The sequence below is a fragment of the Chitinophaga polysaccharea genome, from assembly GCF_007829335.1.
Classification (GTDB): Bacteria; Bacteroidota; Bacteroidia; order Chitinophagales; family Chitinophagaceae; genus Chitinophaga; species Chitinophaga polysaccharea_B.
In genome coordinates this window covers 1,117,779-1,141,812 of record NZ_VIWO01000001.1, presented here as the reverse complement: position 1 = coordinate 1,141,812, position 24,034 = coordinate 1,117,779, and the positions used below count along the sequence as shown (strand labels likewise).

At 44.2% G+C, this 24,034-nt stretch carries 17 protein-coding genes; 10 read left to right on the top strand and 7 right to left on the bottom strand.

Going from position 1 to position 24,034, the window contains the following annotated elements:
• Nucleotides 1–11: 11 nt before the first annotated feature.
• Nucleotides 12–848 (top strand): transketolase, encoded by an 837-nt coding sequence (locus tag FHW36_RS04845; RefSeq protein ID WP_145663089.1) that lies wholly within the window; start codon nucleotides 12–14, stop codon nucleotides 846–848.
• 77 nt (nucleotides 849–925) lie between these two features.
• Here FHW36_RS04845 and FHW36_RS04840 read toward each other — a convergent pair whose 3' ends face one another.
• Together FHW36_RS04840 and rbfA are read right to left on the bottom strand one after the other, a co-directional pair.
• Nucleotides 926–2,149 carry an FtsX-like permease family protein gene (locus FHW36_RS04840; protein WP_145663086.1) on the bottom strand — a complete coding sequence of 408 codons (1,224 nt, stop codon included), beginning with the start codon at nucleotides 2,147–2,149 and terminating at the stop codon, nucleotides 926–928.
• Between the two features lie 24 nt (nucleotides 2,150–2,173).
• The gene (rbfA, locus tag FHW36_RS04835; RefSeq protein WP_145663083.1) at nucleotides 2,174–2,557 is read right to left on the bottom strand and encodes a 30S ribosome-binding factor RbfA; all 384 of its coding nucleotides are present in this window, start codon (nucleotides 2,555–2,557) and stop codon (nucleotides 2,174–2,176) included.
• A 194-nt stretch (nucleotides 2,558–2,751) separates the two neighbouring features.
• Between rbfA and FHW36_RS04830 the strand changes: the two genes are divergently transcribed.
• Together FHW36_RS04830 and FHW36_RS04825 are read left to right on the top strand one after the other, a co-directional pair.
• On the top strand, nucleotides 2,752–4,584 hold the full coding sequence (locus tag FHW36_RS04830; RefSeq protein WP_145663078.1) for an ABC transporter ATP-binding protein: 1,833 nt from the start codon (nucleotides 2,752–2,754) through the stop codon (nucleotides 4,582–4,584).
• A gap of 205 nt (nucleotides 4,585–4,789) precedes the next feature.
• The gene (locus FHW36_RS04825; RefSeq protein WP_145663075.1) at nucleotides 4,790–6,310 is read left to right on the top strand and encodes a glycosyltransferase; all 1,521 of its coding nucleotides are present in this window, start codon (nucleotides 4,790–4,792) and stop codon (nucleotides 6,308–6,310) included.
• A 94-nt stretch (nucleotides 6,311–6,404) separates the two neighbouring features.
• On the opposite strand, the gene FHW36_RS30420 is transcribed toward FHW36_RS04825, so the two are convergent.
• Together FHW36_RS30420 and ileS are read right to left on the bottom strand one after the other, a co-directional pair.
• Nucleotides 6,405–7,463, bottom strand: a complete 1,059-nt coding sequence (locus FHW36_RS30420) for a TraR/DksA C4-type zinc finger protein (RefSeq protein WP_186452305.1) — start codon at nucleotides 7,461–7,463, stop codon at nucleotides 6,405–6,407.
• Nucleotides 7,464–7,469: 6 nt separating this feature from the next.
• On the bottom strand, nucleotides 7,470–10,796 hold the full coding sequence (ileS, locus tag FHW36_RS04810) for an isoleucine--tRNA ligase (protein ID WP_145663071.1): 3,327 nt from the start codon (nucleotides 10,794–10,796) through the stop codon (nucleotides 7,470–7,472).
• Nucleotides 10,797–11,052: 256 nt separating this feature from the next.
• Between ileS and FHW36_RS04805 the strand changes: the two genes are divergently transcribed.
• Nucleotides 11,053–11,517, top strand: a complete 465-nt coding sequence (locus tag FHW36_RS04805; protein ID WP_145663068.1) for a PepSY-like domain-containing protein — start codon at nucleotides 11,053–11,055, stop codon at nucleotides 11,515–11,517.
• 512 nt (nucleotides 11,518–12,029) lie between these two features.
• Here FHW36_RS04805 and FHW36_RS04800 read toward each other — a convergent pair.
• Nucleotides 12,030–12,953 (bottom strand): helix-turn-helix domain-containing protein, encoded by a 924-nt coding sequence (locus FHW36_RS04800; protein WP_145663065.1) that lies wholly within the window; start codon nucleotides 12,951–12,953, stop codon nucleotides 12,030–12,032.
• Between the two features lie 285 nt (nucleotides 12,954–13,238).
• Here FHW36_RS04800 and FHW36_RS04795 point away from each other — a divergent pair, with 285 nt between their 5' ends.
• The 4 genes from FHW36_RS04795 (at nucleotide 13,239) to FHW36_RS04780 (ending at nucleotide 17,016) form a co-directional block, all read left to right on the top strand.
• Entirely contained in the window at nucleotides 13,239–13,736 is a 498-nt protein-coding gene (locus tag FHW36_RS04795) for a hypothetical protein (RefSeq protein WP_145663062.1), read from the top strand.
• 137 nt (nucleotides 13,737–13,873) lie between these two features.
• Nucleotides 13,874–14,119: a hypothetical protein gene (locus FHW36_RS04790; RefSeq protein ID WP_145663058.1), complete on the top strand. Its 246-nt coding sequence runs from the start codon at nucleotides 13,874–13,876 to the stop codon at nucleotides 14,117–14,119.
• Nucleotides 14,120–14,242: 123 nt separating this feature from the next.
• On the top strand, nucleotides 14,243–16,225 hold the full coding sequence (gene gyrB / locus FHW36_RS04785) for a DNA topoisomerase (ATP-hydrolyzing) subunit B (RefSeq protein WP_145663055.1): 1,983 nt from the start codon (nucleotides 14,243–14,245) through the stop codon (nucleotides 16,223–16,225).
• Nucleotides 16,226–16,302: 77 nt separating this feature from the next.
• On the top strand, nucleotides 16,303–17,016 hold the full coding sequence (locus FHW36_RS04780) for a hypothetical protein (protein ID WP_145663052.1): 714 nt from the start codon (nucleotides 16,303–16,305) through the stop codon (nucleotides 17,014–17,016).
• Between the two features lie 57 nt (nucleotides 17,017–17,073).
• On the opposite strand, the gene FHW36_RS04775 is transcribed toward FHW36_RS04780, so the two are convergent.
• On the bottom strand, nucleotides 17,074–18,294 hold the full coding sequence (locus tag FHW36_RS04775) for a tetratricopeptide repeat protein (RefSeq protein ID WP_145663049.1): 1,221 nt from the start codon (nucleotides 18,292–18,294) through the stop codon (nucleotides 17,074–17,076).
• Between the two features lie 5 nt (nucleotides 18,295–18,299).
• A complete protein-coding gene (locus FHW36_RS04770; protein ID WP_145663046.1) occupies nucleotides 18,300–19,628 on the bottom strand; it encodes an ATP-binding protein in 1,329 nt (442 codons plus the stop codon).
• Nucleotides 19,629–20,017: 389 nt separating this feature from the next.
• Between FHW36_RS04770 and FHW36_RS04765 the strand changes: the two genes are divergently transcribed.
• Both FHW36_RS04765 and FHW36_RS04760 read left to right on the top strand, forming a co-directional pair.
• Entirely contained in the window at nucleotides 20,018–20,473 is a 456-nt protein-coding gene (locus FHW36_RS04765; protein WP_145663043.1) for a hypothetical protein, read from the top strand.
• Nucleotides 20,474–20,784: 311 nt separating this feature from the next.
• Entirely contained in the window at nucleotides 20,785–24,024 is a 3,240-nt protein-coding gene (locus FHW36_RS04760; RefSeq protein WP_145663041.1) for a TonB-dependent receptor, read from the top strand.
• Nucleotides 24,025–24,034: the final 10 nt, after the last annotated feature.

The window sequence follows — 24,034 nt, the reverse complement described above, 5'->3', positions numbered from 1 at the left end:
TATCAACTATCATGCCACAGCTCAAAGATATAGCTACCCAGGTTAGAAGAGATATTGTACGAATGGTACATGGCGTTCAAAGCGGACACCCCGGAGGTTCTTTAGGTTGCGCCGACTTTCTCACTGCATTGTATTTCAAGATAATGGACCATAAACCGGAACCATTTGACATGGATGGCAAAAACCAGGACCTTTTCTTCCTTTCCAATGGGCATATTTCACCTGTGTTGTATAGTGCATTAGCCCGTTCCGGGTATTTTCCGGTACAGGAACTCAACACTTTCCGCAAACTGAACTCTCGTTTGCAAGGCCACCCAACTACTCACGAACACTTGCCAGGCGTGCGTATCGCCTCCGGTTCCCTGGGTCAGGGCATGAGCGTAGCTATAGGAGCCGCCCTCGCTAAAAAGTTGAACAACGATAAAAACCTGGTATTCTCCCTCCACGGTGATGGAGAACTGGAAGAAGGCCAAATCTGGGAATCCGTGATGTTTGCACCACACCACAAAGTTGATAATCTTATCATCACTGTGGATCTCAACGGTCAACAGATCGATGGTACTACTGATGATGTAGCTGGCCTCGGCGATGTAGGTGCCAAGTTTGAAGTATTCGGATGGCAAGTTTTACATATGAATGGCAACGATATGGATGATGTAGTTGCTACCCTCGAAAAAGCCAAAGGTCTTACCGGTAAGGGCAAACCGATTGCAATTATCATGAAAACGGTAATGGGCCAGGGAGTTGATTTCATGGAAGGGCATCACGAATGGCATGGCATTGCTCCCAGCGACGAACAACTTGCCAAAGCTTTGGCACAATTGCCAGAAACATTGGGCGATTATTAATAGTATAACTAATTAAAAGATATTAAAAAGGCCTCCATTTTATGATGGGAGGCCTTTTTAATATCTTTATTTCCTAATCAGGTGGCTTTCAATTCAATGGCCTCTACTGCGGCACGTCTGGCCGGGTACCAACTTGCTGCCAGCCCAATAACCATAATAGTCACAAACACAAGTATAAAATCAGCTGCATGCATACTAACCGGGTAAGCATCTACAAGAAAGGAAGTCCCCTCCAGCTTGATAATACCAAATTGCTGTTGCAACAGACAAAATCCTACCCCCAGGCCTAATCCTAATAAAGTTCCAATCCCCGCAATAATTAATCCCTCCGTCAGAAATATCCGCATAATCAATGACTTACGCGCACCCATTGCGTTCAAAATGGTAATATCTTTCTGCTTTTCTATCACTAACATATATAGTGATCCTATCATATTAAACGCTGCAATGATCATAATGAAACTCAGGATCACATACACCGCCCATTTCTCCGTTTGCATGATGGCATACAACGATTGATTCTGTTCGTAACGGGTTTGTACTTTGTAATCCTTCCCCAGCAGTGCTTCCAACCGCTGCTTCAGCAGCTTTTCATCCACCCCTGCGGACGTACTGATCTCCAGTGCCGACATTTCATGATCTCCCCATTCCAGTAACTTCCGCAGAAATTCAATATTGGTAATCACGTACTTGCTGTTAAATTCCTGCTGGATCGCAAATGTTCCGGTGGGATAAAGCACCCCATTATTCAAGGCATCTTCCGGCGTAACAAACGTACTCACATTTCTCCGCGGCAGGTATACCGTTACCGGGGCCAGGCTGTGCACCACATCCACTCCCAATGCTCCTTCCAGCTCAAGTCCGAGTATAGCACGGTACGCCACACTATCGCCTGTATCGAAACGGCCCCTGACAATATGACTTTTAACATCAGTTACATTATTGTACCCGCTGTCTACTCCCTTCAGCACAGCAATCGTAGGCTCGTCACCGTAGCGGAGCACCGCTTTTTCCTCTATTACCTGTGAATAATGTGCAACCCCGGGTACTTCCGAAATTTTCTGCAACTGGTCGGTCGTAAGAAGAATCGTTTTGCCGGTAGCCGGCGCTATCTTTATAGAAGGGTAAAAAGAAGAGTAAAGGGATTTTACCAGGCCTTCAAAACCATTGAATACACTCAAGATCACAATCAGGGCTCCAGCCCCGACTGCAATTGCCACCACACTTACCCAGGCAATGATGTTTATAGCATTGGTAGATTTTTTAGCCCGGAAATAACGGGAAGCAAATTGCCAAACCATGTTCTTTAAATTTCTGGCAAATGCTTACTTATTATTGCCATCCTTGATGTTTGCATCGTCTTCCTTGATTTTCTTGAACAACTCCTCCATCTTAAACACATAATCGAGGGTATCATCCAGGAAAAAGCTGAGTTCCGGAATCCGACGCAGCTGTTTGCCTAATCCAATTCCCAGCAATTTTTTGATTTCTCCCATTCTTTCCTTGATACGTTCCAGCATCTCATTGGGAGCGTTAATCTTAAACATGCTCAGGTATACCTTGGCTTCCAGCAGGTCAGGAGTCATTTTTACGGTAGCCACGGATATCATTCCTCCATCTACTACATTAAATCCAATCCGTTGAAAAATACTGCTGAGTTCCTCCTGTACCAGTTGTCCTATTTGCTTCTGCCTTTTAGTTTCCTGCATCTCATTCAATTTTATTCGTTAGTAAAACGGCCTATGCACGATAATAACATATTTACAGCACCGCACCAAACCCAACAAGCATCCAACTGCCTGTCAGGTGCGAAATTAACCATTTCTGGGAAAGAATAACGCCAATTACACCCCCGCGTGTCGTAATTATGCTATTTTTGCCAGCAGTAAAAAAGCCACCAGGAATGAAGACATTCAAGCGATTACTTGGATATGCCACACCTTTACATCACTATATCCCGGAATATGTTATATATACGCTGATTGGTATTATATTCGGCATGGTTAATTTTGCCATGCTTATTCCACTATTGACCGTTATTTTTAACCAGGTAGGAGAGGTGCCCAATACCTTGCCACATCCCGCTTTTTCCTTCTCTATCAACTATTTCGTTGATCTTTTCAATTATTACTTCTATAGCTTTATCAGGGCCAGCGGCTCTAAACAAAGCGCGTTGTACTTCGTTTGCGCGGTCATCGGCGTTTGTATTACCATTGCCAACGCAGGCCGCTATATGAGTTCCCGGGTAATGGTGCGATTGAAGATGACCATGCTTTCACGCCTCCGAAACAACTTGTATCTTAAATTCACCAGTCTGCCCATGGGCTATTATAGTCAGCAGACAAAAGGAGACCTGCTGTCTACCATGACGAACGATGTACAGGAAATAGAAAGCAATGTGATCAATGCTATCCAGATATTATTGAGAGATCCTTTTATTATCATAGGCTACTTTGCTGCCCTCTTCTATCTTTCTGTTAACCTCACCCTTTTTACCATTGTTTTCTTTCCTGTATCGGGCTTACTGATTTCTTACGTTTCCAAGAAATTAAAGCAGAAGGGATGGTTTAGCCAGGAGCTGCTCGGTAAGATCCTGAATGTAACAGAGGAAACCCTGAGTGGCATCCGCATTATACAATCCTTTACTGCTGAACGTTTTATGCGGGACAAATTTTCGGAGGTGGATCATCGTTTTACTAAGGTGAGCAAAGCCATGTACAATCAACGAGAACTGGCTTCCCCTATCTCGGAAATCCTGGGCGTAATCGTCATTGTTATCCTGGTAATTTACGGAGGTACCCTGGTACTCAATGGCAGCGATCTGCTGAACGGTGCAACCTTCATGACCTACCTGGTATTCTACTCGCAGATTATGCAACCTGCCAAAAATATTTCTACTGCTATTACTACTATGCAAAAAGGAATAGTAGCCAGTGAAAGAATATTCCGGATACTGGATGCGGATATCAGCATTACCGAAAAACCCAATGCCCTTCCTATTACCTCCTTTCAGGAAAACATCACCTACAACAATGTGTCCTTCAAATATGAACAACACGATGTGTTAAAACATATTCAACTCACCATAAAAAAAGGGCAGATGATAGCGCTGGTGGGCCGCAGCGGCGCCGGTAAATCTACGATGGCCGACATACTACCACGCTTCTATGATGTAAATGAAGGTGCAATTCGTATAGACGGTACCGATATACGCGAATTCAAACTGCACGACCTCCGCAGCATGATTGGCGTAGTGTCGCAGGAAGCCATTCTCTTCAATGATACCGTGCTTAATAACATCGCCTTCGGCCAGCCAGATGCCGACAGAGAGGCGATTATACATGCGGCTAAAATTGCCAATGCACATGAATTTATTGAGCAATTGGAAAATGGTTATGACACCTTCATTGGCGATCGCGGGCTCAAACTCAGTGGCGGTCAGCGCCAACGCCTCACTATTGCCAGGGCTATTTTCAAAAATCCGCCTATTCTCATTCTTGATGAAGCCACTTCTGCATTAGACACTGAATCCGAAAAACTGGTGCAGGCTGCCCTTGATAAATTAATGCAAAACCGCACTACTATTGTTATTGCACACCGCCTCAGCACGATCCAGTTTGCCAGCGAAATTGTTGTAATGGACCAGGGTCTTATTAAAGAACGAGGCACGCATGAACAATTGTTACAGCAGGATGGTATTTATCATAAACTAGTGGAAATGCAGGAGTTCAAATAAAGGAATCCTAACGTTAAAATATATACGTAAAATGGAGAACGCTCTGTATTGGTACAGGGCGTTCTCCATTTTATATAGTGGCATTTGAATGACCCTGCTGCGGATAACGGCAACAGGTATGGTTTTTGTTATTATTGCGCCCTGATAATGCCAACACCAGCTCTTTGCAGCACTATTTTCTAACCTTTTAACATAGCGAACTCCTATGATATCTATCGTAATTCCTGTATTAAACGAAGGTGCTACCATACGCCAGGTTATCAAAACTGTAAAAAAAACCACCCGCAAAATTGAGATTATCGTGGTAGATGATAATTCTACAGATAATACTGTGGAAGAAGCCATGAAGGAACAAGTGAGGGTAATTACCAGCAGCCAGCGCGGAAAGGGTATATCCATGCGTGAAGGTATGATGGCTGCAAAACATGAAATCATTGCGTACGTAGATGGCGATATTCTTACTTACCCTGATAATATCATTGACCTATTAACCGGTCCTATTGAAAAAGACGAAGCTGACTTCGTCAAATCCTACTTTGAAAGGCAGGCTGGCAGGGTCACCCAATTGGTGGCCAAGCCGCTGCTGAGCATTTTATACCCGGAACTGTCCCATTTTCAACAACCACTCAGCGGCATGATTGCCGCACGCAAATCATTTCTGTCGAGAGTACATTTCGAAAATGATTATGGAGTAGATATTGGTTTGCTGATAGATATGCATCATCTGGGCGCCCGCATTGTAGAAGCGAATATTGGCAAAGTGGAAAACGCCATGCAAACCTGGGAACAACTGAGTAAGATGTCGAGGGAAGTATCCCGCACTATTCTGCGTAAGGCGGAAAATATTCCCCAGGAAAACCTGGAAACACTGGGAAATATTAACCTCATCCGGGAACAAATGGAATATTCCATCCTGGAATCTATTGATAAATTACAGAAGATGGTCATCTTTAACCTTGACCAGGCAGTATTTACACAGAGTTACCTTGAATGGGCTGCAGTGGCGTTCGACCAGGAAGATACCTGGCATGAAATACAATCTGCCCGTTATAATCCTATTACTACCATGCGATTGGGCGCCCGTATTTTCGATGGACGCAATATTGCCGAGATGCTGGAAGTAGCTGACAGTGTTCCCCTCGTGCCGGGCATCAGGGAAATTGTCCGGGAATTAAAGAAAAGAGGATACGCCTGCGGCCTGGTTACAGATGGATTTGGCACAGTGGCCCGTCACATTAAAAATAAGCTGGGAATGGACTTCGCATTAGCGAATAAACTACACCTGATCAATAGTGTGGCTACTGGCGAATTCAGTGAAGCCGATTACTTCATGAAAGATGGAGAATATTGTAAGAGCAATATGTTTCCTTACATCAAGGAACAGTTTCATATCAACACACAGAACATTATTTATGTAGGCGATGGATATCATGACCGGAAACTATTGACAGAAGCGGGTATAGGCGTTGCGTTTTGTCCACAATACCGAGGTAATGCTGTAGAAAAGATTGCCGATAAAATCATTAAAGGGTTATCACTGGCGCCATTGTTAGATATTGCACAGGCCAGCCCTGCTAAATTTGGTATTAAGCTTCCGGCTATTTCTAAAAAGCAGGCACGCAACATAGGCGTGGGAAGCTTGGTGGGATTGGCAGGCGCAGGATTAATATACCTGCTTACCCGTGAACAGAAGGCCAGGAAAAGGTTGGGGAAACAGCAGGCATAAGGCGAATGCTTATTTATAAAAATTAAATAAGGCGAATGATCAAAGTGATCATTCGCCTTATTAGTTTATAATTTATGCAGCGTTATTCGCTGGTTTATTTGCTTTTCGCCAGTTTGGCTTCAATGCTCAGGGTAGCGTGAGGCACAGCTCTGAGTCTTGCTTTGTCGATGAGCTTACCAGTTACACGGCAAATACCATAAGTTTTGTTTTCGATACGTACCATGGCTTTTTCCAGGTGATCGATAAACTGGATCTGACGGCTGGCCATCTGGTTGAGCTGCTCTCTTTCCTGGGAGCCACTACCATCTTCCATGCTCATGTATTTATTTTCGGTATCATCAGTACCGGCTTCATCTTTACGGGTGATTAAGCCTTGCAGGTAAATCAGTTCTTTCTTCGCTGATTCCAGTTTTTTCTGGATCAGTTCTCTAAACTCCTGGAGGTCAGAATCACTATATCTGTATACAGGACCACTTGGCGTGGCTGGTTGATCCAATACCGATTTGGTAAATTCGGGCTGATAAGTTACCAAAGTAGCTTTTCCGCCTTTTTTTTCCGTTTTTTCGGATTTTTCCACTTTTTCGGGTTTCTCGGATTTTTCTGCCTTCACTGATTTTTCCGCCTTAACAACTGGCTTTTCAGCTGCCTTTTTTGTGGATTCCTTTTCCTTAGCAACTTCTACCTTAATATCTGCTTTCTTTATTGCCATCGTTTTAAGTTCTTTTTCTTCTGACTTAGAAATAAATGGTTTTTCTTTTTCAGCGGAAACACTTTTCGTAACCACTTGCTGCTTTACAGCAGGCTCTTTTTTAACGGTCGATTTTGCGGGTACAGCAACTTTCTTGACAGATGATGATTTACTGTTCGTTATGGCTGACGCCTTTTTCACTGCAACTTTAGGCGCCGGAGCGGTCTTTTTCACAGGACTTTTGGCTACCACGGCTTTTTTTGCTGCTGGTTTTGCGGCTGCTTTAGGAGCTGCCTTTGCAGGGACAGCTTTTTTAGCAGCTGCTTTTTTCGGTGCAGGTGCCGCTTTCTTGGCGGGCGCTGGCTTCGCAGCTGTTTTCTTAGCTGGTGTTGCCTTGGCCACAGTTTTCTTCGCCGGAGCCGCCTTTTGGGTCGTTTTACTAGCAACCTTCTTTTTTGTTGCCATGGGGGATTAGCTTTTTTTGTTAACTAATACATTAAATTTAAGGTCATTCACCTCTATTTCTGTACCATCCTGTAGTTGCTCCACTAATTCCAGGCTATCTGCCAAAATTTCCGTGCAAATATAGTCATTATAGTTTACAATGGCCGAGTTGAGCGAATCCACCCGTTCCACTGTTACATTGATTCTGTCAGTTAATGCAAAATCGCTATCCTTACGGATCTTTTGTATCCGGTTCACCAATTCCCTGGCGTTTCCTTCATCCTGTAACTGGGAAGTAATAGTAATATCGAGCGCTACCGTTAAAGCGCCTTTATTAGCTACTGTCCATCCCGGAATATCTTCAGAAATGATTTCAACATCAGAGAGTTGAATCTGCAATTGCTCGCCTTCCACAACCAGGTTGAAATGGCCGTCACGTTCGATGGTGGCTATATCTGCTTCTGTAAATCCGCCGATAGCGGCTGCCACAGATTTCATCTTGGCTCCCATTTTGCCACCCAGCGACTTGAAATTAGGCTTGATCTTTTTCTTGATAAAACCTTCCGTTTCCGTAAGATAATCAATCCCTTTGACATTCACTTCACTTTTTATCAGGCCGGCTACCTTTTCAATCTGTTCCTGCATCCGGCTATTTGACACCGGGATCAGGATTTTCTGCAGAGGCTGCCTTACTTTGATATTCACCTTTTTACGCAAGGATAATACCAACGATGAAATATCCTGCGCCAACTGCATTCTTTCTTCCAGATCGGTATCCACAGCGCCCTCATTAACCACCGGGAAATCAGTATGATGCACAGAACCGGCCTTGCTACGCCCACTCACATTATTCAGGTTGCCAAACATCCAATCGGTGAAGAATGGGGAAACCGGGGCCATCAATTGGGTAATTTTCTCCAAACACTCATATAAGGTCTGGTAAGCACTAATCTTATCATGCTCATACTCCCCTTTCCAGAACCGGCGGCGGCAAAGACGTACATACCAGTTGCTCAGCTGCTCATCCACAAAACGCTCTATCGCACGGCCTGCCTGGGTAGGCTCATAATCATCAAAATTGGCAGTAACATCCTTGATCAGCGTATTCAACACAGAAATGATCCAACGGTCAATTTCCGGACGCTCCTCCAGCGGGATATAAGCCTCCTTGAAAGTAAAGCTATCAAGGTTGGCATACATCGCGAAGAAGTTATAAGTATTATATAAGGTACCAAACAACTTGCGCTGCGCTTCCCCTATACCTTTGATATCGAATTTCAGGCTATCCCAGGGAGAAGCATTGGTAATCAGGTACCAACGGGTAGCATCTGCGCCAAACTTTTCAATGGTATCGAAAGGATTGACAACGTTGCCAAGACGTTTACTCATTTTTTGCCCTTTCGCATCCAATACTAATCCATTGGAAACTACTGTTTTGTAAGCTACGCTATCAAATAGCATTACACCCAGTGCATGCAGGGTATAAAACCATCCGCGGGTCTGATCCACCCCTTCTGCAATGAAATCGGCAGGAAATGCCTTGCCATTATCGACCAGCTCTTTAGCTTCAAATGGATAATGTGATTGCGCATAGGGCATTGCACCGCTATCAAACCAAACATCAATTAAGTCTGGTTCACGGCGCATTGGTTTACCTGAAGGGCTCACCAATATGATATCATCTACATATGGTTTGTGCAGATCAAGTATGCCTTCATGGAGGTAAGACTTATTCACTTCTCCCCCTAACACCTGGTTGGCTTTACGGATTTCAGCATTCAGCTCTTCGATACCACCAATACAAATTTCTTCGCTTCCATCTTCTGTACGCCAGATAGGCAGAGGAGTACCCCAGTAGCGACTACGGCTCAGGTTCCAGTCTACCATGTTTTCCAGCCAATTGCCAAAACGACCGGTTCCTGTAAAGGAAGGCTTCCAGTTGATCGTTTTATTCAACTCTACCATCCGGTCTTTCACTGCAGTAGTTTTGATAAACCAGGCATCCAGCGGATAATATAACACTGGTTTATCCGTACGCCAGCAGTGTGGATAAGTATGCTCATATTTTTCCACCTTGAAGGCACGATTCTCCTTCTTTAATTTCACTGCAATGTCAACATCAACGTCTTTATAATCAGGATCATCCTTATAATTCTTTACAAATCTGCCAGAAAACTCACCTACATTATCCGTAAACTTCCCTTCTCTGTCCACCAGGGTCAAAATACCAATACCATATTTCTTGCCTACCCTGTTATCGTCTGCACCAAAGGCAGGTGCTGTATGGACGATACCGGTACCATCTTCAGTAGTCACAAAATCGCCCAGTATTACACGGAAGGGATCTCCTTCTTCAGGCTGTGTAAAAGGCAGCAACTGCTCATAACGGATATTTTCCAGCTGGCTTCCCTTAAAGCTCGTCAATATCTTCCAGGGAATCACCTTATCGCCTTCCTGGTAGGTATCAAAGTTGCCATTTTCACCTTCTGCCTTGAAATACTTGCCCAGTAAAACTTTAGCCATTACTACATTCACCGGGAAGTGTGTGTATGGATTAAAAGTTTTTACAAGCACATATTCAATATTGGCACCTACTGTCAAACCAAGATTGGAAGGCAGTGTCCATGGGGTAGTGGTCCAGGCGAGGAAAAATACCTCCGGGGATCCGGCAGCATCGAACAGGAATTGTGAATTTTCGGCCTGTAACGCCTTGAACATAGCCACCACAGTGGTATCTTTCACATCTTTATACGTGCCTGGCTGATTAAGCTCATGCGAACTTAAACCAGTGCCGGCAGCAGGGGAGTAGGGCTGAATGCTGACGCTTTTGTATAAGAATCCTTTCTTATAGAGCGTTTGTAAGCACCACCACAGCGATTCTATATAATTATTATCAAAGGTAATATAAGGGTCATTCAGGTCTACCCAATACCCCATTTTACGGGTCAGGTCGTCCCACTTGTCTTTATATTTCAATACTTCCTTGCGGCAGGTATCATTGTATTCAGCGATGGAAATTTTTTTGCCAATATCTTCTTTAGTAATACCCAGCATCTTCTCTACCCCAAGTTCTACAGGCAAACCATGGGTATCCCACCCACCTTTACGCTTCACCTGGAAACCGCGCATCGTTTTATAGCGACACACCAGGTCTTTCAGGGTACGCGAAATTACGTGGTGAATACCGGGCAAACCATTGGCGCTTGGAGGACCTTCGTAGAACACAAACGGAGTAGCGCCTTCACGCTCTTCCACGCTTTTTTCAAAAGCCTGGTGCTGCTCCCAGTGTTGCAGTATATCTTTCTCGATCTGAGGTAAATTCAACTGGTTGTATTCCTGATATTTGCTGGACATAAAACAATTCCCCGCCCTTTGATGTTATTTAGACAATAATTGATTAAAATTGTGCAAAGTTAAGAAATAACACTGGCTCCTAAAGAGGGAACTTTGCTAAAAAACCGACTTTTTGGACATTTTTTATTGTTTTTTCATTACTTTGCAATAAAGAGAATATAAATTACGTTTTTGGCATTGTTTTAGCTAATTTGCCAGGAAGATTAGAAAAACCTAGTAGTTAATTTTAACCCAACGGAAAAAACCATATCGATATATGAAAAAGTTGACGTTAATATTTTGCGCGGTTCTATTCACTTCCGGCATAACTTTTGCACAGCAAAAAAAATCAGTTAAAAAAACAAAGATAGTTGCCAAAACGGTGCAGGCACCGGCGGCAGTTAAAAGTTCTTTTGATCAGAATTTTGCGGGAACATCAGCTGCTAAGTGGACAAAGACAAGTGCAGGACATTGGACAGCAAGTTTCCAAAAAGACAATATAAACACTACTGCAGAGTATGACGCAGATGGCAAATGGATTGCCACCAGAAGTGCTTATGATGCTCAAAACCTCCCGGAATCAGTGGCTGGTACACTAAAAACAAAATATCCGGCAGCTACTATAAAAGATGGCTGGAAAATTGAGAGATCAGATGTAGCTTCATACTACAAAGTAAATATTCAGGATAATGGTACAGATAAAGCAGTGCTGTTGAACGAAGCAGGGACCATTACTGAATAACACAAACACGTATTTCATAGGTATAGGGATAAATAGGACAGACCCTGCTCTTTTGGGCGGGGTTTTCTTTTTTTACAAAGCAACAAAACAGCCGCTGCATAAGGGGGACTATCCTTTACGCAGCGGCTGTTTTATGCAATATACCTTACCTGAAAACAAAAAGTCGCTCGCAGAAGCGAACGACTTTTATAAAATCTGGTAAAAGCTTTCCTGGCAAGATGCATTTATTCAATGGTGTTTGATATTCATGCAAGTCATTTATGGCTTTACCTACTTTTGCCAGCAAAGCTCTTCCCATGGTCAAATCTAATAAGGAAGCTTATTGGAAGTGCAAATAGATATCTGCTTATCGTGTTACAAAGAAACACCTATATTTCATCTTCGGTTTGTCAAATCGGGAAAACTAATGATCGAAAAGGGAAAATGAAGCCATAACCGCCACCAAAGCAGGTTTTAATCGGAAATCATCTGCAGAAAACAATAAAAAAGTAAATTAAAGCAACCACTGCTGGTTAGCGCAGTAATAATTCACACGGCTTCAATCCTGTGTGTTTCTTAAATGCAGTGGAGAAGTGAGAGATACAGGAATATCCCATCAGCATGGCTACTTCAGAAACAGACATTCCTTTTTCATACAGCAGCCCTTTGGCCTTTTCCATCCTCTCTTTCTGGAAATAATCATAGATGGTAGTACCATACATGGCTTTAAAACCCTTCTTCAGGTAACATTCATTCATGGCTACCCTGCGAGCGAGGTCGCGGATGGTAATAGGAGAATCCAGCTGTTCCAGTAAAATACCGCGGGCATTTTCTATCTTTTCCCGGTCTTCCAATTGGGTCAGGAAGCGGCAACCATAGCGCTCATCAGTATCATTTTCGATAAACTGATCGGAACTGTAAAGCAACAGGTCCAATGCACGGCTCTGGAGGAATATGTTTTTGAGCATGCCCTCATAATCATGATGTACCATCGTTTCCAGCACCGACTTGGATTTAGTACAGGGCTGGATGGTTTTCACAAAAGGCTTGCGGGATTGATTTTCAAACAGGGAGGAGGTAGTAGTTCCCTTCTGTAAAGATTGAATGAAAGCAGGTTGAAAACGAACCGTAATCAGGTCTACAGAAGGTACCCGGTCAATACAGGCCTCTTTTTTACCTTCAGCGCAAAGCTGATCGGTACAGGAAGGATTTTTACAATATTTGCTGCCCGCAACACAATACCGCAGCTCAATGGCGGCAGATTGCCCCCTTTTGGCCGGCTGGTAAATCACCATGGCCACATCTTCTACAGGCAACGGTTTGTCATATACAAAGCGCTGCAATGTAAAATCCAGACAATCAGGCACTGACACATTATCCTGTTCGGCCAATTGTAACTGGTCGCTCATGGCGGGTTGCGGAATAGCTAATGACAATATTTCCTGTATTTCTTTCACTTTACCTGTTTTTTAATGCCGAGCTGTTATACGAAGCCACAAATTTAGGGATTCATTTTTTAAAGAAACAGGGTTTGACAATCCCCTTACAAAACGATCAGATACTAACCCAAAACCGCCTGGCAACAGCTATCGCCGGAAATAAAATCCCTTGTCATAGGCAGGCTGCGGCTGGACAGTACCCACTTCTAGTATGTTTTTATCCGTCAGGATTCCTCCCGGGTAGTCCATGAATTTGAGCATCTAAGTCTCCAGGTCAATGATTTACAGATAGACTCTCTCGCCATGATTGATCCTTCCCGCTACCTTTACGCCCGTAATTATGAAATTGGCATGAAGGATTACTCCGGCAATACGCCTGATAGTCTTTACCGGATCAATATAAATGGTATCCGGTACGATGCTGCCATGCACCCCCTTCATATTGAGCAGGTAACACTCATTCCGCGATATGACAGCAACGTTTTTCAGCAAAAAACAGGCGTGCAACAGGATCGGTATGAGGTACTGCTGACGGGTATCCATGTTGGCAGGCTACATCCGCAACTGTTGCTACAAGAGCAGCAGATATGGGCAAAGCATATCGATATCAGTGGTGGTAACATGCATATTTACAGGGACCGGCAACAGCCGATGCCTTCGCGTAACAAACTGGGGAAATATCCACGAGAATTGTTGCAACGGTTCCGGATCCCGTTATATGTAGATACGCTGACCGCTGATAATATGCAACTTAGTTATACCGAATTAAGCAGGGAAACGCATCAAATGGGGAGCATCTAGTTAAAAGACATGAATGGGAAAGAACTGAATGCGGCGAGTAAGCCACTGGGAATGATTGAAATCAAATCCTGTGATATTAATAACCTGACCTTAATATTAAGGGGGGTGAACGGAGAGCAGGAGGATTTGTAAAATTGATGTATCAAAACCTGAAAATAGCCGTATTAACCCAGGATCCGGGCAATAAGCAACTCAAACGTAAAGGATTGGCCAGCTTGATAGCTAACATTATGATTATCAACGAAAATAATCCCCTAAAGGGAGAGGCTGTTCGTACAGCTAGCGTACGTCAAACCCGGGATACCGGGAAATCATTTTTTAACCTGGTGTGGAAAACTTTATTTAAAGGGGTAAAAGACATTGCTGGTGCAGGAAATCTATAGTGGAAAAAATGATGGGTCCTCCCTTGTTAAAAACAGCCATTCTTTTGTGGAAATAAGCCTTATTTTCCGTATTTTTGCATGATTGTCTACCGATTTTATTTCTAATAGATTTTACACCAACATATGAGCGAAGAATTAGTGCAAGCACCCAGCCCCAGCAGCAATGGATATGACGCGGGGAGTATACAGATATTGGAAGGTCTGGAAGCCGTACGTAAGCGTCCAGCCATGTATATCGGCGATATTGGCATCAAGGGGCTTCACCACCTGGTTTACGAGGTGGTAGACAACTCCATTGACGAGGCCCTGGCCGGATATTGTAAGAATATTGAAGTGACTATCCTGGAAGATAACTCTATCCGGGTAAAGGATGATGGCCGTGGTATTCCTACCGGTATTATCCCGAAGGAAGGTCGCTCTGCACTGGAGGTGGTAATGACGGTATTGCACGCCGGGGGTAAGTTTGATAAAAACACTTACAAGGTATCCGGAGGTTTGCATGGTGTGGGTGTGAGTTGCGTAAACGCGCTGAGTGAAGTGCTGAATGTAACCGTAGAACGTGAAGGAAAGATATTTCAACAGGAATACCACCGTGGGATTCCTCAATATACCGTAAGAGAAATCGGCGACAGTGAAGCTACCGGTACTACTACTCATTTTAAACCGGATGGTGAAATCTTCAAGGATACTACCTACAACCGCGAGATACTGGCCGGTCGTTTACGGGAATTATCCTATCTGAACCGTAAAATCAAGATTATTTTATCAGATGAGCGGGAGAAAGATGAAGCTGGCAATATTTTCTCAGAGACTTTCTATAGCGAAGGCGGTATCAAGGAATTCATCCAGATGCTGGATAAAAATGGCCGTCGTAACCCGCTCTTACCGGCTCCGATCTATGTAGAAGCGCATGATGCGGCCTCCAATGTATCCGTAGAAGTAGCCCTGGTATACAATGATGCCTTCAGTGAAAACATTTTCTCCTACGTAAATAATATCAACACCATTGAAGGGGGTACACATGTGGCTGGTTTCCGCCGTGCCATTACCCGTGTATTCAAATCCTATGGTGATAAGAATAAATTATTTGAGAAATCGAAGGTAGAAGTTACCGGAGATGACTTCCGCGAAGGCCTGAGCGCAATTATCAGCGTAAAAGTGCCCGAGCCGCAGTTTGAGGGACAAACCAAGACCAAGCTGGGTAACTCTGACGTAATGGGGGTAGTAGATAGCTCTGTTGCTGCCGTACTGGATGCCTTCCTAGAGGAAAACCCAAGGGAAGCCAAAACGGTGATCAATAAGGTAGTATTGGCTGCCCAGGCCCGTGAAGCTGCCCGTAAAGCCCGTCAGCTGGTACAGCGTAAAAGCGTGATGACCGGAAGCGGTTTACCGGGTAAGCTGGCCGACTGCTCCGATAATGACCCCGCAAAATGTGAACTGTACCTGGTGGAAGGGGATTCCGCGGGTGGTACAGCCAAACAAGGCCGTAACCGTAACTTCCAGGCTATCCTGCCACTGCGTGGTAAGATCCTGAACGTGGAAAAAGCCATGGAGCATAAGATCTATGAAGACAATGAGATCAAGAACATCTTTACTGCCCTGGGCGTAACCATCGGTACAGAAGAAGATGATAAAGCACTGAACCTCTCCAAGCTGCGCTATCATAAGCTCATCATCATGACGGATGCCGATGTGGACGGTAGTCACATTGCTACGCTGATCCTCACCTTTGTGTTCCGTTATATGAAAGCAATGGTAGAACAGGGTTATGTATACATTGCACAACCGCCGCTGTATCTCGTAAAGAAAGGAAAAGAGCAGATATATGCCTGGACAGAAGAGCAGCGTAAAGAAGCCACTGTTAAACTGGCTGCCGGCGGTAAAGAAGATAGTGTAAACGTTCAGCGTTATAAAGGTTTGGGAGAGATGAACGCAGAGCAGTTGTGGGATACTACCATGAACCCTGAGCAACGTACCCTGAAACAGGTAACTATTGAAAGCGCTGCAGAAGCAGACCGCGTATTCAGTATGCTGATGGGAGATGAAGTACCTCCGCGCAGAGCGTTTATTGAATCGCATGCGAAGTATGCGAAAATCGATGCCTAATTACGTATATACGTTAATGATATAAATAAAAAACCTTCCGTCAACAGCGGAAGGTTTTTTATTTATATCTTAGAAAAATGAAAGTATTTCTTATGTTGCTGAAAAGCATGTATCCTTTGTTTGTACTCGTTGCCCTGATCAGTAGTTGCGATCATGCCTCCTCACCTGCCGACTCAGCTGCAAAAGACAGTGTTACTATAGTGGCTGCTGCTCCTGTTGTTACGCCTGCAAAAGACAGTATTAGTTATGAAATGGGAAACCGCCTAAAGCTGAGTGGTGATCTTGACGGAGATCATATCATTGATACGATTTACGAGTCTTACATCAGCCAGAAAACAGGACGGGAAACGTTCAAATATGTTTATGGCGCCCATATGGATGTAGACATGGTAGAAGAAGCCATCAATGCCAACCTGCCGGTAAGCCGCATTTACACCACTATTGCCAACGTAGATACCCTTTCATTAACGGATCATAGTGATCATACTGGTATCTATATGCTGGAAAATCTGGGAGACCTGAATGAAGATGGAGGAGATGAAATCGGGTATGTTATTGATCTAGCCGGGCATAGTAACCTTAACGAATACACGATTATTACGCTTACCAAAGAAAAAAAGTGGAAGAAGCTGCTCGCCTTCCATATCCATGAAAGTGAAAGCCTGGATAAAGAAAACCTCTTTGATGGTAAATCTCTGATTAAAAAGACAGCGCCTTATACCTTCCGGTATAAGTGTTACGAGGCCGCAGCATTCGAGGAAAGAACATTTGTAATTGACAGTACTAAATAAAAAAACCGGGTGTCTTTAAAAGCTACACACCCGGTTATTATCTCTATAAAAAAATTCCTATCCTTCTTTCGTTAAAATATAATTCGCTAAAAACTGGTAACCGAATACACCTATCAGCATAACGGTCACAAATATATTAAAAGCTTCTTTAGTCACGAAAGCGTACGCTATACCAGCCATTGCCACAGCGGCCAGACCAAGGGTATACCACTTTACAATGCGGCGGTTCTTTAGACGCTGTGGCATGTAAATACCTGCTGCGGGCAAGAGCATTACACCAGTACAAAGGCACAGCGCCAGCAGACCCGGTAAATTAGTTATCCAGAAGGCGCCGGCAGACAGCAACGCAATAGCCAGGAGTATGCCTACAATAGTGGATACCTGCGTTTGCTCTGGGCTGAGGGCATATCTTCCGTATGGATTAAGGCGGAGAAACAGGTTACTAACCGGCGTAATAAGCCAGGTAGAAATAGCCAGCAACGCAAGGAGTACATATACCGGGAAGAATACCCTGCTGGCAATTTGCGTCAGGATAAAAAGCGCGGCGATGATCATCCATTGTGTACGGGCTTTTTGCCGCCCCATAAAGAAAGCGTAATTGAGGAACTGCCGGTATAGCCAATACCTGGCTTTCATAGCCTGTACCATACCGTTACGCGCCCAATCATTGTTGGGATCTATCTTCAGTGATTCCCTGAAATGTTCCAGTGCTTTACGGTGGTTGCCGGCTTCCAGCCATTTCCAGCCAAGGTTGGCGTGGGTGTAGGCATTTTCCGGGTTATGCTCCAGGGCTTCGTGCAAATTAGAGAAGGCTTCTTCTTTTTTGCCCAGGCTAAACAGAGCGTGGGAGCGGAGGTTAAGGCAGGCTTCATTTTCCGGGTTCACGGCTAGCCCTTCTTCCGCCTTTTGCAGGGCAGCTTCGTAGTCTTTTTTCGACAGCAATATCTGGCTCCAGATAGCAAAATAATCCGCATGATGCGGGTTGATGGCGACTGCACCACTAATGGCCCTGATAGCTTCATTATATTGATTCTTTGTCAGGGCAATCCTTGCCAGCAGATACAGGAAACGTTCATCGTAAGGCGCAAAACTGAGGGTGTTGCTGGCTACCTGTGCTGCTTCCGTATCATTTCCTGTTTCCAGGTAACATACCGCCAGGAGGAAAAGTGCATCTGTATCATGGGCATTGGTACTCAGGTGCTGCCGAAGCGCAGTAAAGGCATCTTCGAAGCGGCCCTGCTGAACCAAAATCTGAGCGCGCTGAATTAATACAGCCATAAACGTTATTTCTTAATATCCAGGTATTTCAGTACATCATCATAAAGACCGGTTTCATTGGAATACAGCGCATAGTTACGGGCAGTATTAAACCATTCCTTGGTGGTAGGTTTATGTATTTTAGCGGCTTTTAATAATTCTTTCTGGGTGATGGGCTGTGGTACGCCTTTCTGTAATGCTTCCAGCAGTTTTTCTTCGATAGCTATATCCACAATCGCTTTGAGATCAGCGCCGGAGTAACCGGCGGTGGCTTTGGCAATGGCGGAATAGTTGATGTCGGCTACCGGTTTATTTTTCAGCTGGAGTTTCAGGATCTCTTCCCGTCCATCTGCTTCCGGTGGCGCCACGAAAATAATTCTGTCGAAACGGCCGGGGCGGCGGAATGCTGGGTCGAGGCTCCAGGGAGCGTTGGTAGCGCCAATGATGAGAATGTTTTCATTGCTGGCGGCAATACCGTCCATTTCTGCCAGGAACTGGTTAATAATATGGGTAGCGCCTGTTTGGCGTAATGCCGACCGGTTGGCGCCCAGGGCATCTACTTCATCGAAGAACAACACACAGGGCTTACTTTGTCTTGCCAGTTCAAACAGGCTATGCAGGTTCTTTTCGCTGGTGCCCACCCACATGTCCAATACATCATGAATGCCTACATTAATGAATTCGGCCTGTATTTGTCCGGCAGTAGCCTTGGCCAGGTAAGTTTTACCACAACCGGGAGGGCCATATAATAAGATACCACCTCCTGCTTTTTTGCCGTAGGCTTTATAGAGATCCGGGAATTGCAGGGGTTTAATGATTTTCAGGTCTATTTCCTGTTTCTCCCTTTCCATACCGCCCACATCGGAAAAATTGATTTCCGGCTTTTCCAGCATAAACAGGTTTTCTCCATCTTCTTCCTCTTCTTCCTCTCCGCTGAAAGACGCCGGGGAAGGCTGGGCAACCCTGAAAAGGTTGTCCAGGGCTTCATCGCGGAAACCGGGATTTATTTCCAGCAGGTGTTGATATATTTCTTTCGCCAGCTGCATGGAATGTTCTTTCACAAGGATGCGGCAATGCAGCAGGAGCGCATCGAAATGATCCGGTTCCCGGTGTTCCAGCTGTTCCAATACTACGATAGCCGCTGAGTATTTTTGCTGGTGATAGAATGTCCGCGCCAGCCCTAGTTGTGCGGCAGTATTAGACGATGATAACTCCAGCACTTTCCTATATTGTTCTTCCGCTGCTGTATATTCATAATCCTGTAGCAGTACCTGTGCGAGGTGCATACGTAAAGGCACATTCTCCGGCGAAAACTGTACCGCCTCCTGCAATTGTTTAATTACTTCCGATGACATGATGTGCTTTAATTGAAAGTTCAGTAACCCCGTAATAATACGCATTTCGGGTACAAAAAAATTGTTAATTATGGTATTTTCATCGCTTCGCCAGCTTTCCCGGTGGAGTAAAAACGATCTTCTTTCAATGTTTTCACCACTGTATTCCATGTTACTGAAAAAATATCCTGCTACAACATACAGATAACCAAGTGACAGCACGATAAACTAGCATTATATCCATATATATTTTATTTAATTCATTTTTTTTAATATATATTGCACCCACATTATCCCTATGCCAACAGAATTGACCAGTATCCTATGTTAATTTAAATTATCGCTGGCCGCTTAACCGGCGGCCGGCACTGGTTAAGTCCTGGAAGATGGCATGCCGAAAAACTTCCATAATGCGTATAAAATTATTACTGGCAGCCATTATTGCCATAGGAATGGGTCTGAGCGCCTGCAGCAAGAAAAATGACCTGGCGCCGGCTGGCACCTTCGCTTTTAAACTTGATACCATCAGTTACCACTCCAATTCTACGGAGGGATATATTACAGATACCATTGCGGCTGGCAAAAAAACGCTGGTAATAGACGGCGTTACCAATAACTTCGGTTACCATATGGAACTAATGATCACTTTTCCCGATAGCATCCGGGTGGGTTCGTATGAAGCGGGGGCAGAAATGTCGTTGATGGATATACAGCAAAAAGCGGTGGGTTATGTGAGCAAGGCTATCAAAATAAATATAACGAGCATTAATAGTAAACATGCGGAGGGCAACTTCTCCGGTGTATTAACAAATGGTGATACCGAAAAACCTTTAACGGACGGGACTTTCAAAGTCGAAATTTATTAAGCATTATTTTTAGATGAGTTTAGCTGGCCCTGCCTTTTAAGGTGGGGCCTTATTCGTATATTCGTTAATGTTATATTAAATATGTTTATTGTTTACCCTCAGTTAACAAATAATTTATACCTCCTTTTTTTCGCAGTGTTAACATTAAAATCAAATTGGGACGATAAACCGATACTATTTTAACCCAAAAAATAGAAAATAAGCTTTTTTAAGCTTGCTTTATGCACTCCTTAACAATTCCGTAATAATCTGTTAACATTCTGGTTGTTTTAGACTGTTTCCTTTGCACCTGTAAATACTTACAAGAGTTTATGAAATCATTCTTTACGCTACTCGCTAGCTTTATTGTAATTCTTTTCTTCAACAACGCGCAGGCACAAGTCACCACTTCTGTTATATCGGGTAAAGTAGCCGATGCAGGTGGACAGGCAATTCCTGGCGTTACAGTCGTTATTGTGAATAACGGCACTGGTGCAAAATCTGGTGTACAAACTAACACAGATGGCCGTTACATACTCCCTAACCTGAACCCAGGCGGCCCATACACTATTACCGTTTCATTCATTGGTTATAAAAAAGAAGTAAAAGCGGATGTAAACCTACCGCTGGGAACCACCAACTACAACTTCAAACTGCAGGAAGAGTCTACCGCGCTGAGCGAAGTAGTAGTAACCGGTACTGCCGGCGGATCTAAAGCTGGTGGTACCAAAATTGGCCAGGAGCAAATCAAAACATTGCCTACTCTGAGCCGTAGCCTGCAGGATTTAACGAAAGTTACTCCACAGAGCAACAACAACTCCTTCCTCGGAACCAACTACCGTTATAACAACGTAACCCTGGATGGTGCGATCAACAACGACGCGATCGGCTTTAGCCCTTCCCTCGGTGGACAGAGCAACACCAGCGGCCAACCTGGTAGCAGCACCCGTACTAACCCCGTATCGCTCGATGCGATCCAGGATGTACAGGTATTACTGGCTCCATTTGATGTGAAAGTAGGTAACTTCCTCGGGGGTAGCGTAAACGCTGTAACCCGTAGCGGTACCAACGAAGTACATGGTTCCATTTATGGCTATGGCCGTAACGCTTCCATGATCGGTAAAAACAACGCCGGTGATGGCTCTAAACTACCAAGCGATTTCCATGAATACCAAACAGGTATCCGTTTAGGTTTCCCTATCATCAAGAACAAACTGTTCTTCTTCACCAACGAAGAAATCACCCGTCGTGTAGACCCGGTAATCCTTGCCGCAGGTTCTGCTGATGGTGGTGGCATCTTAACTGAAAAAGACGCTGCTGATATCACCGCTTTGATGAAAAGCTATGGTGTAGACGCAGGTACCTCAGGTAACACCAGCATCTATTCCAACTCCAATAAATTCTTCAACAGGTTAGACTGGCATATCAATGATAAACACCAGCTGTCTATCCGCAACAATACTATTACTTCTGAAGCTACTAACCTGGAGCGTGACCAACAGAACTTCCGTTTCAAAGGTATCGACTTCAAACAGGTAAATAACCAGTCTTCTACAGTAGCAGAACTGAAAAGTAACTTCAGCAGCACATTGGCCAACAGCCTGATCCTGGGTTACTCTAATGTACATGACTACAGAGATCCATTGTCTGACCCAGCTGTACCACAGATCCAGATTAAAGGTAGAACCAGCGGTACTACTATCTTCCTGGGTACTGACCGTGAAGCCAGTATCTTCAACATGAAACAAAAAACATTTGAAGTAACTGATAACGTTACCTTATTTAAAGGAAACCACACCATTACTTTAGGTACACACAATGAGTTCTACAACATCACCTACGGTTTTGTGAACTCCTGGAATGGCCGTCTGGATTATAGCAGCATTGAAGACTTCCTGGCCAACAATCCCAGCCGTGTTCGTGGTAACTACAACTACACCAACAACTCCCGTGATTATATCATGTCTAATCCTCCCGCACAGTTCAAAGCAAACCTGCTGAGCTTATACGGACAGGATGAAATACAGCTGACAGATCGTTTCAAAATCACTCCGGGTATCCGTTTAGACTACACTGGTATTCCTAACAAACAACCGCTGAGCGATAAAACTATCAAAGCACCAGAAGATCCTAACTACGGAACTACTTACACCTACACCAAGCCTAAGGATATCAAAAATGACTTCCTGAATAACGTACAGATCTCTCCCCGCTTAGGATTCAACTACGATATTAAAGGCGACAACAGCCTGGTATTGCGTGGTGGTACTGGTCTCTTCACCGGTCGTATTCCTTTTGCATGGATCGGTTATGCTTATTATAATAATGGTGTTACTTACGGTGCTTACGACCAGAAAGCTTCCAGCAAACCATTCGTAAATACACCGCTGCCAGCTGCTAAACCATCTCCAAATGGTATCGCTGATTTCGCTGCACAGAACGGTGCTAACACCAGCGCTTCCGGTGCTACCCAGGTAGATATGATCGATAACAACTTCAAAATGCCGCAGGTATGGAGAAGCAGCCTGGCCCTGGATTATACAACTAAAGACATGTGGAAATTCAGCATAGAAGGTATCTACACTAAAGTGATTAAAGACCTGATGTTCCAACAAGTGAACCTGGTAGATAATCCTACTTACTATGCTTACGATGTAAACAAACAACAGCCTATCTACTCTGGCTCTAAAATCAATCCTTTATACACTAACGCTTACCTGCTGTCTAACACCGACAAAGGCTACCGTTACAGCATCACTGCCCAGATCTCCAAATCATTCCCATTCGGTTTGAATGCAATGGCAGCGTATACTTACGGACAAGCTAAAGACATCACCAACGGTATCCGTAACTCCATGGAGTCTAACTGGCAGCTGAACCAGGCTTTAAATCCTAATAACCCGGTACTGGCTTACTCTAATTTCGATGTTCGTCACCGTATCGTTGCTACCGTTAGCTACAAACAAGATTGGGGCACTAAAGGCAAATGGGTATCTAACTTCTCTGCCTTCTTCAATACTTCTTCTGGCTTACCTTATAGCTATGGTATTATCAATACCAGCGTACAGCTCCAGAACACACCTCAGCAGCTGTCGCTCGCTTACATTCCAAAAGATGTAACTGAAGCAACCAAGTTCTTTGCTGATATCGCTGGTGGCAAAACTGCTGCTGAACAAGCTACTGCCTTCATGAACTATGTAGACGGTGAAAAATACCTGAGCAGCCGTAAAGGTGAATTCACTGAACGTAACGGTGGCCGTACTCCATGGAATACACAAGCCGACTTCCGTTTCAGCCAGGACTTCAACTTCAAAGCCGGTAAACAACTGCACACCCTGACACTCACTTACGATATCGTGAATGTTACCAACCTGCTGAACAAGAACTGGGGTATCCAGTACTTCTCGCCAAACACGTTCAACTCCTCTGCTAACATTGGTCTGAACCCAACTGGTAAGAAATCTGCTGATAACTATCCTATCTATACTTTCTCTCAGCCAGGAGCTCCTTATTCAAAAGACTTCTTCGCATCACGTCACCAGATGCAGCTGGGTCTGAGATATTCTTTCTAAGAGAAACCTA